Below are 13,487 nucleotides of genomic sequence, written 5' to 3' on the forward strand. Positions count from 1 at the left end.
TGCTCCGGTTGCTCCGGTTGCTCCGGTTGCTCCGGTTGCTCCGGTTGCTCCGGTTGCTCCGGTTGCTCCGGTTGCTCAGTATCGAGTGCAGGCGCGGTTTGTCCAATCACATCTGCAGCTTCGGTGACGGGAGGCGAGGCCTCTACCGGTAAGGGTACAGCCTGCTCATTTTCATAAGCGACCGGCTTTCCTCTAAGCGCTGCAATGCGTGCCGCAAGCCTGCCCGAGTCCACTTCCAGCCGTTCGGTCATCTTGGGCAGCACACGATCGGCACGCGGGTCGCCATTTTCCTGCGCAAGATGCATCCAGGCGAGGGCTTCAAGCGGGTCCGGTCCCGCATGCTTGAGGTAAAGAATCGCCAACTGGTATTGAGCACGAGCATGCCCTTGTTGAGCGGCCTTCAGCCACCATTCACGGGTGACATCCAGATCCTTCTTTCCCGGCATAAAGTAATACAGCCGCCCCAGACTGACCTGAGCATCCACATGCCCCTGTTCAGCCGCTTGCAGCAGTAATGCATGGGCACGTTCCAGGTCTTTCTCCGCCCCGATACCATCCATATAGGACAGCCCGTCACGATACAAAACATCGGGATCAGCCGCATGCGCCGGGGTGAATAACAGCACACCAAGGCACAGCGAAAAACCAACACGCTTAGATGACCACGTCGTTACAGCCTTCAGGGATGACATCAACACTCAAGCTCCATGCATAAGACTGGCTTCAAGGCTATCAGATTGAACATTGGAACGGGAGCACGCTCCACCGCTTTACCCCTGCTCGCCCCTACCCGCCCTGCCATAGGGGTCTTCCAGGCGCTCGATGTCATCTTCCTGCAAATAGCTTCCAGACTGCACCTCAATCAGCTGCAAAGTGTCATCCCCCGGGTTTTCGAGTGCATGAGCCGTGCCGCAGGGAATAAAGGTCGATTGATTGGGGTACAGCTCAAAGATTTCCGCGCCACGGGTCACACGGGCAACGCCTTGCACAACCACCCAGTGCTCGGCGCGGAATTGATGCCGCTGAAGTGACAGCCGCCCCCCCGGATTAACCGCGAGCTGCTTGACCTTGTAACCGTGCGATGATTCCAGCACACGGTAGGTACCCCAGGGCCGGTGCACATCACGCTGACTCTCCCGACCGGCCTGAAGCGGTTTGATGCGTTCAAGCAACTCGGGCACGTCCGAAGCCTGATCACGGGAAGTCACCAGCACCGCTTCAGGTGTATCGGCCACCACCAGGTGTTCAACACCCACACACACCACCGGGCGAGTTTGAGCCACGACACAGGACTCACGCACCCGGTGTAATACTGCCGGCCCCACAGTAGTGTTAGCTGCTTCGTCCTGTGGGCCCGAAGCCCACAAGCTATGCCAACTTCCCAGGTCTGACCAGGGACTATCCAGCAACACCATTGAAGCCCTGTCTGTCTTTTCCATCACGGCCTTGTCCAGCGAAATAGCCGGACAGCCCTCAAGCGAAGTACCGACCGGGCGTAAGAAATACAGGTCCTGCTCAAGTGACTGCATGGCATTGGTACAGCACTCAAGCACATCAGGACAGTGCTGCTGCAGCGCATCAAGCAAAACGGAAGCGCGAAACATGAACATGCCACTGTTCCAGTAACAGCCCTGATCGATCAACGCTTGCGCCTGTTCAACGGGGGGCTTTTCCACAAATTCAGCCACATCCCACCCATCCCATACCGCCTGCCCCGGACGTATATAACCGTACTCGATTGCAGCCCGATCCGGCGTCACGCCAAAGGTCACCAGCCTGCCGCTCTCGGCCAGTCGCCGCCCGTGTTCGACGGATCGCGCAAACCCGGCCACGTCCGTAATCGTCTGGTCCGAAGGCAACACCAACAAAACGGGGTCATCTGCGCTTTCTGTGCAGGCCAATGCCGCCAGTGCAACCGCGGGAGCCGTACTCAGGCTTACGGGTTCCAGCAGTACGCGTGCATCACCATAGCCAGCGCAGCGTGCCACTTCCGCCACTTGAAAACGGTAATCTTCACGCGTGACCAGCAAGGGCGCCAGCACGTTGAGTGGCTGCAAACGCTCCAGCGTGAGCTGCAGCAGTGATGACTCACCTCCAGCCAACGGCAGAAACTGTTTGGGATGGGTTTCGGTGGAGAGCGGCCAGAGCCGCAGGCCACTGCCACCGGCAAAAATTACGGGCTGGATCATGTCAGAGTCCATCGGGTATCGGGGGCCTCATCTTAGCGACCACAACGGCGGTTGCAACTGCCACGCCCCCATACAAACCCCGGCCTAACTGTTAAAATAAAAGGGCGTGGAATAAAGGAATGTCGCATGTCTGATTACAAGTGGTACGTTATTCAATCCAAGCCTGGTCAGGCACAGCGGGCTGCGAATGAGTTGGAGAATCAGGGGTTCGAAACCTTTCTACCCATTATCAAGGTCGAAAAGCTGGTCCGAGGCACACGCACCTTGCGTGAGGAGCCGTTATTTCCCGGCTACGTTTTCATCGAACTGTCAGAGCTCAGCAGTAACTGGCGTCCGATTCGCTCCACCCGTGGCGTTGCGCGCCTGATCACCTTTGGCGATAAGCCGGCCGTGGTGCCGGATGACGTGATCGAGCAGATTCGGGACAGCGTGAAGCAGCAGGCTGAGATCAGCTCGCTGGAACCCAACCAGCCAGTCATCATTCAGGACGGCCCCTTCAGCCACCTGAACGCCGTGTTCATGGAGTATGACGGAGACAAGCGTGCGTTTCTGTTGCTGGAGCTGTTGGGCAAGTGGCAGCGCCTGTCGGTTCCGCTCTCAGCCATACGTAAAGCCTGACCTGCTTCATCACAGTATTTTCTCAGAGTAGCCACTTATGAACGACGATATTGGCCAGCATATAGATGAGATGATCCGGCAGGAGGATAGCGGTACTCGCCCCTCCGGCCAGGAAGCCTTTGACGACCTGGAGCCGGATCAGATCGCCCTGCTGCTTGAATCACTGCCGCTTGATGCGCGTGAGCATGCCTGGTTTCAGGTGCCGGTTGAAAGCCGCGCCGACGTTCTGGTGGCCATGCGCGCCGAGCCACGGGACAGCCTGCTGCGTCTGTTTGACAGCGAGGCGCTGGACCAGCTCACCTCCAGCCTGGATGCGGAAAGCCTGATTGAACTGGCGGACTCCCTGCCGGATGAAGTAGTGGATATCGCGCTGGCACGGATGGACCAGCGTCAGCGCCACTATTACGAGCAAAGCGCCAGCTACGAAGACACCCAAGTAGGTCGTTATGTCGACCACGAGCTGCTGATTCTCCCGCATAACAGCCGGGTACGCGATGCCACGCGCCTGCTGCGCCGAACGGTTCCCGAACACACCGGGCATCTCTGGCTGATTAACCGCACCGGTCATCTGGCGGGGGCGGTACCGGTCACCCGGTTGTTCTCAGCACGGGAGGCTCAGCCGTTGTCGGAGCTGATCGATGACGAAATTGAAGCCCTCAACGCAGGACTTGATCTTAAAGAGGCCACTGATCGATTTGAGCTGGCGGCAGTTCCCGCACTGCCGGTGGTGACCGATGAAGGTATTCTGCTGGGGCGCATGACCCAGAGCCTGGCGCTGGAGACCCTGCACGAGCACTACGAAGCACAACTGATGGCCACTGCAGGTCTCGATGAAGAGGAAGACCTTTTTGCGCCTGTTATGCGCAGCTCACGCCGGCGCGCGACCTGGCTCGGCATAAACCTGCTAACCGCCTTTCTGGCATCCTGGGCAATCGGCCTGTTTGAAGGCACGCTGGAACAGGTGGTGGCACTGGCCGTGCTCATGCCGGTCGTTGCCTCCATGGGCGGTATTGCCGGCAGCCAGACCCTGACTCTGATCATCCGTGGCCTGGCGCTGGGCCAGATCACCACCAGCAACGTAATGCCGCTGCTTAAAAAGGAGCTGAGCGTCGGCGGCCTGAACGGTGTGTTATGGGCCATCGTGATCGGAATAGTGGCATCCATCTGGTTCAACAGCGCCGCTATCGGGCTTGTGATCGGCCTGGCCATTGTGATCAACATTGCCGCGGCCGCACTCTCTGGCGTACTGATCCCGGTACTGCTGGAAAGGCTGAAGATCGACCCGGCCCTCTCAGGCTCGGTGATACTAACTACCGTGACCGACGTGGTCGGATTTGTTGCGTTTCTGGGGCTGGGGACGCTGGTGCTGCTTTAGATCATACCCGTGACTGGCCCCCGCCCAAGGGAACGGCTAACATCGAGCCTTGGGCGTTCAAACCTCACCAACCAGGGATGTATTGATTGTGAACCGGGCTTTTCTGTTTATTATTGCGCTGTTTTCGCTGCTGCCACTGCTCTACTTTCCAAACCCCGGGCACGATGCCTTATTGATCCCGTTCAATATCTTCATTTGGGAGATCGTCGCTGCATCGGTTTTTTTCGCAGGGCTTTACATCTACAAACACAAAACCCTTGTTTTCCCCCGCTATGCCATCTGGATTCTTGCCCTGCCGGCCGGCATGATTCTCAGCGGCTTTCTGACCGGGCTTGAGCGCCCCGTCGACTGGATGTTTCGGCTTGGCGCCATTTTGATGGGACTGCTGTTTTTCTTTTCCCTGTTTCAATTCCAGCCCAACCGCCGCATGCTGGACAATGCCATCTACATCATTCTGTTCGGAATGCTGGCAAATGCACTGATCAGCTTTCTGCAAATGATGCCCGGCCGCCCGTTGTCGGGCCTGATTCCGCACCCTGAAACGCCCCGTGCTGTTGGAGTGTTCATGCAGCCCAACATTCTGGCATCTGCCATGGTGACCGCCATCCTGCTGGCACTTTACCAGATCTCCTCACCGGCCTTCGGCAAGCGCAGCGGGCTAATCAAACTGCTCTGTTTTGCAACCCTCTTCGCGGCATCCATGATTGTATTGTCGACAGGTTCCCGCATTGGGCTGTTGGGGCTGGTATTTAGCCTGCCATTGCTGCTATTCGCTCGGTACAAAGTTTTTGCACGCCGCCGTCACCTGGCCTTGGCCGCGATGGTTGTCTTTGCAGCCGGGTGTGGTACAGGGCTGATGGTCAGTGAAGGTGCCTTGAAAGCCTATTCCAAACTGGAACGACTGGCCGAAGAAGGAACGGAAGCACGCCCTCATGTTTATCGCATTTCCTGGGAGCTGTTTACCGAAAAGCCCATATCCGGGCACGGTATCGGCAGTTTCCAATCGGTTTTCCATGAACGTGCCGCCGAATATCAGGCTGAACGTGGCGGAGAGCCACTGATCGGGCATGCCCGCTTTACACACACCCATAACGAGCTGCTGTTCTGGGCCGTCGAAGGCGGCATTCTGGCCCTGTCCGGCATTGTTGTACTGCTCGCCGTGACACTTATCCAGGCCTGGCGGCTGGGGCGGCAACGGGGTCTTGCCCTGTTGGCCCTGATGACCCCTATCGCCCTGCATACCCAGACAGAGTTGCCCTTCTATTCATCCATTTATCACTGGGTCCTCTTTCTGTTTCTGGCCTTTATGCTTTTTCGCCCCTTGTGCCGGTTTTATCAGGTTGAACGCAGTGAAACAGTACTGGTCCCCATTCCCGCTGCCGGCATGGCCGTGCTGGTCGCCACATTGATGTTTTGTACCTCGACCTTCGGCACTGCACGAGATTTGACCCGCTTTCTGCTCTACAAGGAGGTGAACATGCAGGAATTGCGAGCCGCCCAGGACAACCTTTACTTTAATGAGTTTGCGACTCTACTGAGTATGAAGGTGCTACTAAATCTCGATTTGAAACAAAACACACAGCACTGGACGCAAACCTATATCAACTGGACAGAAGACTACCTGCAGAAAATTCCGGAAACCTCATCGTTTCACGATCTGGCCCTGGCCTATAACCACTTGGGCATGAAGCAGAAAGCACATGAGGTTATTGATCGGGGGCTTTACCTGTTCCCGCAACACCCTGTGATCGGCAGCGCACGTGAAAAAATCAACAACCGTGCTCCTGCGCAGGCAGCCACCATTCCCGACGAAACCCTCGTGACGGATCAATAGGCTGCCTAGAGGTTACCCAGGCTGAACGACTCGCCCGCACTGTCCACTACCAGCTCAGTACTGTGCTTGTGGTGGACCATGCGCGCCAGCTCGACCAACTGATAAAACAGATTACGGCCAATCCGCCCCTCCATCCCGAAGCGAATCATCAAATAGGGCCGCGGTTCCCTGGTTGCAGGGTCCGTTTCAACACGAATCGGATGCTCGGCATCGGCACGAACGCGGTCCCCGGTTGATGTCGTGAAGATCATCTCAGGCCCCTTTTCACCCACTTCATGTTCGACACTGATCACTTGAAAAGGGACATCGTCTACCTGGATACCCACTTTCTCGACCGGTGTCTTGAGAAAGTACTGGTCTCCTTCCTTCCAGAGCACACGGGAAAACATCTTCACCATAGCGGGCCGACCAATGGGTGAGCCCTCATAGAACCATTGACCATCACTGGCGATCCGCATATCGATATCGCCACAGAACTCAGGGTTCCACTTTTCCAGTGGCGGGATTTCATCACCTCGCCCGACTTCGTTTTCAATTCGGGCCGGGTTAAATCCTGTGCTCATATCAGCTCTCCATGAATCAGGGTCAGGGCGCATGAGGAACCCTCAGCTTTGCAAAAGAAGATTTCATCATCTCGCCGCATAAAATGAATATAATTCACTCATGATCAAACACCAACCGAAGGACACCGAAACATCATGAGCGACTCCCTGCAACAGAAATTTGCCGACCCTCATCGCAGTGTCTGCTTTGTCGGAACCACTCCGCCCAAGGCCAGCACCGAGGACATGCAGATGCGGGAGATCGCCGAACGCCTGCTGGCACGGTTGGACACACTTGAGTATGACGGCCTGATCGTATACGACATCCAGGACGAAAGCAGCCGTATCGATACACCACGTCCTTTCCCTTACATGGAAACCCGGGACCCACGTGAGTACTCACAACTGCTGCACAGCCTGAGCCAGCGCCCGATCATCACCTATAAAAGTGTGGCACAGAAAAACAAGGCTGACTTTGATGCCTGGCTGGAAGAAGCCTGGAACGAATTCGGGCTGCGTAATCTGGTGCTGGTGGGAAGCCCCTCCTCAGAGGGTGATATCAAGCTGCCCTTGAACGATGCTTACGCTGCACTGCAGTCACACGACAAGCCCTTCCACCTGGGCGGTGTAACTATTGCAGAGCGCCACGCCGTTAAAGGCAATGAACATCAGCGCCTGATCAGCAAAACCGACAAGGGCTGCGAGTTCTTTGTATCTCAGGCTGTCTATAATGCTCAGGCGACCATCGACCTGCTTACGTCTTATGCACGCAGTTGCAAAGAGTCAGGCCAGACACCCAAGCGGGTCGTTTTGACCTTTACACCCTGTGGCAGTGCCAAAACGCTGGAATTCATGCAGTGGCTGGGTATTTCAGTGCCCGAAGCAACCCGCTATCGCATTCTGGATGCCGAGAAGCCTCTGGCCGAGTCTATTCGCATCTGCCAAAACAATCTGAATCAGATTCTGGATGCCTGTTTGCCCCTGGGCTTGCCGATTGGGCTCAACATTGAAAGCCTGACCAACCGCAAGGCAGAAATTGATGCATCCATTCACCTGTACCAGCTACTGAAGGCAACACTGGACCTGCGTCTGGCAGAGCGGAAGCTGGCGTCTTCCGAATAATATGCCTTCACGGGGGCTTTCTTGATTTTCAAAACACAAGGAAGCCCATCAGGCATTACAAATGAATACTTTCCAACTTGGTAATCAAATCAGGAAGCTCATCCTGAATAATGCTCCAAACAATATCGTCATCGATGCCAAGATAGGCATGAATGAGCCGATTACGGGTCGCAATCACCATTCGCCACGGAATCGCTGAATACTTCTCTCGGACAACATCAGGAATATTCGTTGCAGCTTCGCCAATCAACTCAAGGTTACGAAGGGTAGCATCATACACCAAAGGGTTTTCTACAAACTCCTCTTGTGTCAGCCCTGCAGTGTAGGCTTTTGCTTTACCGGCAAACCTCAGCATGTCATCAATGTAAAAACGCCATTCGCGTTCAGTTTTTTCTTCAGACATGCACCGCATCCCTCATGACAAAGGGCTTGAGCTCTGGACGCAAGGCTTTTTCAGTTACAAGATCAACGGGACAACCAAACAGGTCTTCAAGATAAAACTGAAGCCCAAAATAAAGCTGAGCCGTAACGTGATCCTCAAAGCTCACCAGCACATCCAGATCACTGCCTGAAACCGCTTCATTGCGAACGACAGAGCCAAACAGCGCAATACTTTTAACAGAAAAACGCTCTTTTATTTCACGCAAGTGAGCGTGTAATTGTTGGATTGCATCATTTCGTGTTGGTACGCTGGAAGGCATATACCTCTCCCGACGCCTGGGCATTATAAAGATAGCAAATGTACCTAAGGCTTGTTTTCGTCGTTGCCTGCTATGGCTAATTGCTCATCGTGCTCGGCCTGAAGCTCTCGGTAACGGTCGGCATGCCAAATCACGACCCCCCGCTCAATATCGATTTCGTATTTCAGAGATGAGAGCACATCCATCCCAAGCAGGCCATCATACTCAAGCGGCTCGCTGGGCGAGATAACGGCCAGCTCCCTGTCTTCGAGCGTGACCGGACCGAATGTCAGCGCTTCCACGGGCATGATTCCCAGCGGCAACTGAGCACCGCCAACGACCCGTGCCTGACCACTGGGCCGAGGCGTAACGCCCAGGCGGCGGGCAATATTGCGGTGGATAATGGTACGTGACGCACCGGTATCAACAATCAGATTAGCGGAGACCGAGCGGGTCAGGTAACGAATTTGAACAGGGATTCTGACGCTATTGCCCTGGATATCAGCCGGCTGCTCCAGTGCTTCCATTTCAGCTTTCAGCTGAGCGAGCCTTCCTTGCGCTCCCTTCTGGGCTTCGAGCGAGTCAAGCACTTGTTGTCGGCGTTCTCGTTCGGCGCGGCTCAGAGTCTCGGATTCCTCTTTACGAACCTCAACCTGATCTCGGTACTGGGCCGGAATCTGACTCTTGCGATCAACGTAAATCTTGCGACCACGATCATCCGTGTAATGAAAAATCTCGGCTTGCGCTGTCGCTACCAGCGAAAAGGCCAGCAGGCCAGCCAGTAAGTTGTATCCGCCCTTCATCCCTGCTCCTCTTGTTCGTTAGCCGCCGGACAGTTTCACCCTGTAGCCCTCTGCTTCCAGAGCGGCCTTCAGTGTCTGGCGGTGGTCACCCTGAATCTCGATCACGCTCTCCTTGACGGACCCACCCGTACCGCATTTTTGCTTGAGCTTTTTGGCCAATGTCTTGAGCTCTTTTTCAACCAAGGGCACACCGGTGATCGTGGTCACCCCCTTACCCTTTCGGCCACTGGTTTCACGGCGAATACGCACGATGCCATCAAGCGCTGCCAGCCGTTCCGCTTCCGCCTGCTCGCTGCAGCAGCAATCTGACAGAGCTTCTCCACAGTCCGGACAGTGACGCCCTGTTTCCGTTGAAAATACCAGACCGCCCAGTTGATCACGCAAGCTTGCCATAACCTATCGAATTACCTTTTGACTTGATGCAAAGAGAAACATGCTTATCCTCCCACTCCCGCTATCTGCCGCGCAAGATAGGTTGCATAGTTATCCGTCATGCCGGATATAAAATCCAACATTCGACGATACCCCTGATACAGCGAGCCTTCGGGGACCGGTGCGTGTATGCCCATCAAGCGAAGAATTTTCTCAGACCTGTAGCCCAGCCGATTACCTGAACATCGGTGTTGTTCAAACACGGCCTCACTGAACGCATCCAGCAGAATACCCAATGTCGTGTAAGCGCCCACTTCCAGTTCAGCCTTGCGGGTATCAGGAAACACCCGCTCTCGCGCAATGCGTTTTGCAGTGAGTATGCCTTCACGCACCATGGGGTCACCATCAAGCAAAAGCTCTCCACTGTACTGTCCCTGCATGATGCTTTCATACTGCTGATCGAACACGCCCACGACTGAGTTGACCATATTTTCCATCGCCTTGCCGCGCAAGGCCGAAATTTTTCGGCGGGCCGATGCCTCGGTCGCAAAGATGGCATCATCAAAGGCCAGGTCACCGCACAGTTGCAGCAAAATCTGCTTCACATCCTCAAACCCGAGGATATGCAGCTCAACTGCATCCTCAAGATCCAGAATGGCGTAACAAATGTCATCGGCCGCTTCCAGCAGATAGGCAAGCGGATGTCGATACCAGCGGTGCCTGCCCGTATTGATAAGTCCAAGGTCACGGCCCAGGGCATTCAAAATATCGACTTCAGACAAAAAAGCGCTGAACTTGCCTCGTTCACCGGCATGTTCAACACTCCAGGGGTATTTCAACAAAGCGCCCAGTGTCGGGAAGGTGAGGCGCAGCCCCCCATCGAACAGGTGGTTTTCAATCCGCGTGACCACCCGAAAGCCCTGAGCATTGCCCTCGAAGGTCAACAGATCACGGTATTCAAGCGACCCAAGCTCGGCCAAACGAGCGTCTCCCTCGCGACGCACAAACCAGTCACGAATGGCATACTCCCCCGCATGCCCAAATGGCGGGTTGCCGATATCGTGCGCAAGACAGGCCGACTGCACAATCATGCCGATATCATGCGGTGTTGCCCAGGCGGGTAAACTGTCCGCAATCAACTCCCCCACGCGGATACCCAGGCTGCGGCCAAGGCTGCCCACTTCCATGGAGTGGGTCAGGCGCGTATGAATGTGATCATTGAGGGAGAAAGGGTGCACTTGGGTTTTGCGCCCCAGGCGCCGAAAAGCACTGGAAAAGATGATACGGTCGTGGTCCTTGTGGAAATGGCTGCGCCCGACCTCATCAGGCTGCAGCGATTCATGGCCGTATCGGTGAGTGGTGAGAAGCTGGGACCATTTCATTCAGGATCAGTTACCCACTTCCTCGTACCAGTCAAAGACATAGAGGTCTCCATAGGTGCCTGTCTGACCATCACCATCCGGGTCAGGGCAACTGTCTGGTCCCGGGAAGCTGACATCAGGATCAATACCTGCACCCGCACCACCAGCTTCACTATCCAGCAGGAAGTTGTTGACCTTCTGTAACAGCTTACAGCCATAGCTGTAGCGTGCCGTACCACCACCGCTTACATCCCAGTCAATTAAAGGGTTGCCGGCATGGTCCCAGTTAGTTGTAAGCGGGGTTGGGGCATAGTATGTGGCGGTTTCACTGGTCTGGCAATTGCCGTCTTCATCACAGAACTCAGAGCCACCAAAATTCAGATTGGATACGATCATGGTTCCACGTAGACCATTGGTGGTACCGCCCCCCCCAATATCAACACGCCCGCCCAGTACGATAATCACTCCATCCCAGTTTGGCGTACCACCAAAGTGCGCCGTACCGGTCACCACCAGAATCCCGGATCCACTGAGGTTACCGGGCATATCCAGGTCGCCGTGGATAATGAGGGATTGCAGCTCATCGTAGTCGGTGGGGTCATCAGCATCACCGGGCTGTCCAAGATCAACACTGCTGAAATCGGGCGAGTTAAGGTCTACCGGCTCAACTCCCTTATTGGCATTTTTAGGAGGGGTGGGATACACATTCTGTGTATGTGAACTGGCTTTCAGCGCCGTATAAAAAGCTCTCAGGCCATTAGGATCGGTGAAGTCAGGTGCCGGGTTATTAGCAATGACCCCGCCAACCAGCTGACCACTGTCGCCATCGTCATCCCGAATATCTTCAGCACACTTCTGGGTATTGGTTGACAGCGCTGGGCCACCTTTCCCATCGTAAAGGTAAGCGCTTGAAGGGCCAAAGTCGAATTGACACGCATCAGGGTCACTAGGGGCATCAGGGTCATCATTGACAAACACCGCAGGCCAGCTGGCATCCCCTGTATCTGCCACATTAAAGTGCACTCGCCTGAGTGACTCCACCTGCGTTCCATTACTGACAAGACTGATTGATGTAACACCCTGCGCATCACTATCACAAGTGCCGCCATATTCTACTCGGTAGGTTGAGCCACCTGCGAAAGCCGTGTCTGCAATAAAGGTGGTATTTGAATCTGGCTCAAATACATTTCCGTCAGGGTCGGTAAGCTCTCCGCCACTACACGTGTAATAGAACCAGGCGGGCGGGTTATAGCTTTCATCCTGGGTCCATAATTTGACCAGCGCGTCCTCCATACCCGCTTCAGCAGCTGTGAAGGCATCCGAGGCTCGCTTGCTATTGCCACTGATCTTCTCATCCTGAATAGAGCTGTTCATGATGGTAACACCTGCAATCATTAAGATGACCAGGAAAACCATCCCAACAATCAAAACAGAGCCCCGCTCTTTCAAGGCCGCGCAGCTTTTAGGCTGACTCATTTTATAATGCGGTTTCATAGCGTTCTCCCCGCTAGTTAAAAAGCCTGTTCCCTGGCTTCTGGCTAGTGAAGGTTATCACCAACATGCGGCTGGTGAGGTAGCCCCTGTATTGGTCAATGTCATCGGATCGCACTCCCCATCACTGTGCTGCGCAGAAGTATCAGCTTCCAGCTGATAGCTGGCGGCTGACTCTGTAATCGAAACCACCCAGTTTCCGCTATCACTGTTAACAGTTGCGCCGCCATAGCAACCAACATAAGTATTACTTTCAGTAAAACAGCGCTCCATCCTTTGGGCGACCAGAGACAAAGCCGCCTTTGCTTCAGCACGCTTGGAATCCCGCACATAATCCTGATAGGCGGGCAGCGCAATAGAAGCCAAGATACCAATAATGACAACAACCACCATTACTTCAATTAAAGTAAAACCGCCCGCACGACGTGTGCTTCGTACATATCTATCCATTTAAACGTCCTATTTATTTTCCAGCCAGTTTGCAATTCGGTTACGCAGAGCAAACGTCGAAACAAGTGGTGTACTGGCCATATTCAAATCCAGAGTAGCGGTTTCAATATCCTCAAAAGTAACACGTGCACGAATGGCTATCACGTCATCCCACGACGATGGGCTAGCGTTGTAGGCAGTGTAACTAATGGTCGAGCCGCTCGCTTCTCCAAAAGCAATGTCAAAGGCGGCGACCCTGTCAACCAAAGTCCCTGCCCCAGTGCCATTTCGGCTATATTGAATCACTCCATCACTTTCAGTGAACGAATAAGTCGCTGTAACTTCACTACCCGTAGCCCCTATATATTTGATATCCAGCTGACTATCACCGGAGTTATAGGTATGGGACAAAAAGCTGGCAGGCTCTCCCCGCCCCACCATACGCAGATCACGCCCCATAAAATCAAACAGGAAGCGCGCATTATCAGTCACAGTCGCCATACTCTGACGAGCCGTGCTTGCCTCTTTACTGGCAAGCATGGTCTGAAGGACGCCACCAAGCAGGATCAATCCGATCAAAAGACCAATCATCAACTCGACAAGTGATAGACCTGCTTGCTTTCGCAATGAAGAAGCCGCTTTACGTGCTGATAACTTTAGCGTTTCCATGC

Annotated in this window: 15 protein-coding genes; 4 read left to right on the forward strand and 11 right to left on the reverse strand. The window is 54.6% G+C overall.

Annotated features, from left to right (window positions below; translation table 11 throughout):
- The coding region (locus H9C73_RS16240; RefSeq protein ID WP_209287475.1) for a tetratricopeptide repeat protein at positions 1-626 on the reverse strand (626 nt) is incomplete at its 3' end.
- Between the two features lie 144 nt (positions 627-770).
- Positions 771-2,189 carry a mannose-1-phosphate guanylyltransferase/mannose-6-phosphate isomerase gene (locus H9C73_RS08920; protein WP_209287476.1) on the reverse strand — a complete coding sequence of 473 codons (1,419 nt, stop codon included), beginning with the start codon at positions 2,187-2,189 and terminating at the stop codon, positions 771-773.
- A 126-nt stretch (positions 2,190-2,315) separates the two neighbouring features.
- Between H9C73_RS08920 and rfaH the strand changes: the two genes are divergently transcribed.
- From rfaH to H9C73_RS16095, 3 genes are all read left to right on the forward strand, one after another.
- Positions 2,316-2,807, forward strand: coding sequence for a transcription/translation regulatory transformer protein RfaH (gene rfaH, locus H9C73_RS08925; RefSeq protein ID WP_209287477.1), 492 nt, complete (start codon positions 2,316-2,318; stop codon positions 2,805-2,807).
- A 37-nt stretch (positions 2,808-2,844) separates the two neighbouring features.
- Positions 2,845-4,182 carry a magnesium transporter gene (locus H9C73_RS08930; RefSeq protein WP_209287478.1) on the forward strand — a complete coding sequence of 446 codons (1,338 nt, stop codon included), beginning with the start codon at positions 2,845-2,847 and terminating at the stop codon, positions 4,180-4,182.
- 88 nt (positions 4,183-4,270) lie between these two features.
- Entirely contained in the window at positions 4,271-6,016 is a 1,746-nt protein-coding gene (locus H9C73_RS16095; protein ID WP_209287479.1) for a PglL family O-oligosaccharyltransferase, read from the forward strand.
- A 5-nt stretch (positions 6,017-6,021) separates the two neighbouring features.
- Here H9C73_RS16095 and H9C73_RS08940 read toward each other — a convergent pair whose 3' ends face one another.
- Positions 6,022-6,579, reverse strand: coding sequence for a DUF1285 domain-containing protein (locus H9C73_RS08940; protein WP_209287480.1), 558 nt, complete (start codon positions 6,577-6,579; stop codon positions 6,022-6,024).
- 135 nt (positions 6,580-6,714) lie between these two features.
- Between H9C73_RS08940 and H9C73_RS08945 the strand changes: the two genes are divergently transcribed.
- Entirely contained in the window at positions 6,715-7,680 is a 966-nt protein-coding gene (locus H9C73_RS08945; RefSeq protein WP_209287481.1) for a methylenetetrahydrofolate reductase, read from the forward strand.
- Between the two features lie 55 nt (positions 7,681-7,735).
- Here H9C73_RS08945 and H9C73_RS08950 read toward each other — a convergent pair whose 3' ends face one another.
- Genes H9C73_RS08950 through H9C73_RS08985 form a run of 8 tightly spaced genes read right to left on the reverse strand, consistent with a single transcriptional unit; the run spans position 7,736 to position 13,485 of the window.
- Positions 7,736-8,083, reverse strand: coding sequence for a HepT-like ribonuclease domain-containing protein (locus H9C73_RS08950; RefSeq protein ID WP_209287482.1), 348 nt, complete (start codon positions 8,081-8,083; stop codon positions 7,736-7,738).
- The gene (locus H9C73_RS08955) at positions 8,076-8,381 is read right to left on the reverse strand and encodes a nucleotidyltransferase family protein (protein WP_209287483.1); all 306 of its coding nucleotides are present in this window, start codon (positions 8,379-8,381) and stop codon (positions 8,076-8,078) included. The genes H9C73_RS08950 and H9C73_RS08955 overlap by 8 nt, the downstream gene beginning before the upstream one ends.
- 44 nt (positions 8,382-8,425) lie before the next feature.
- Positions 8,426-9,163: a retropepsin-like aspartic protease gene (locus tag H9C73_RS08960; RefSeq protein ID WP_209287484.1), complete on the reverse strand. Its 738-nt coding sequence runs from the start codon at positions 9,161-9,163 to the stop codon at positions 8,426-8,428.
- Between the two features lie 18 nt (positions 9,164-9,181).
- Complete coding sequence (locus H9C73_RS08965; protein ID WP_209287485.1) at positions 9,182-9,556, reverse strand: translation initiation factor Sui1; 375 nt, start codon at positions 9,554-9,556, stop codon at positions 9,182-9,184.
- 44 nt (positions 9,557-9,600) lie between these two features.
- Positions 9,601-10,917, reverse strand: coding sequence for a deoxyguanosinetriphosphate triphosphohydrolase (locus H9C73_RS08970; protein WP_209287486.1), 1,317 nt, complete (start codon positions 10,915-10,917; stop codon positions 9,601-9,603).
- Between the two features lie 6 nt (positions 10,918-10,923).
- Positions 10,924-12,390 carry a pilus assembly PilX family protein gene (locus tag H9C73_RS08975; RefSeq protein WP_209287487.1) on the reverse strand — a complete coding sequence of 489 codons (1,467 nt, stop codon included), beginning with the start codon at positions 12,388-12,390 and terminating at the stop codon, positions 10,924-10,926.
- A gap of 57 nt (positions 12,391-12,447) precedes the next feature.
- Positions 12,448-12,837, reverse strand: a complete 390-nt coding sequence (locus H9C73_RS08980) for a type IV pilin protein (protein ID WP_209287488.1) — start codon at positions 12,835-12,837, stop codon at positions 12,448-12,450.
- A gap of 9 nt (positions 12,838-12,846) precedes the next feature.
- Positions 12,847-13,485 (reverse strand): PilW family protein, encoded by a 639-nt coding sequence (locus H9C73_RS08985; protein WP_209287489.1) that lies wholly within the window; start codon positions 13,483-13,485, stop codon positions 12,847-12,849.
- Between the last annotated feature and the right edge of the window lie 2 nt (positions 13,486-13,487).

Origin of the sequence: Marinobacterium alkalitolerans (genome assembly GCF_017776525.1) — a bacterium.
Lineage (GTDB): Bacteria > Pseudomonadota > Gammaproteobacteria > Pseudomonadales > Balneatricaceae > Marinobacterium > Marinobacterium alkalitolerans.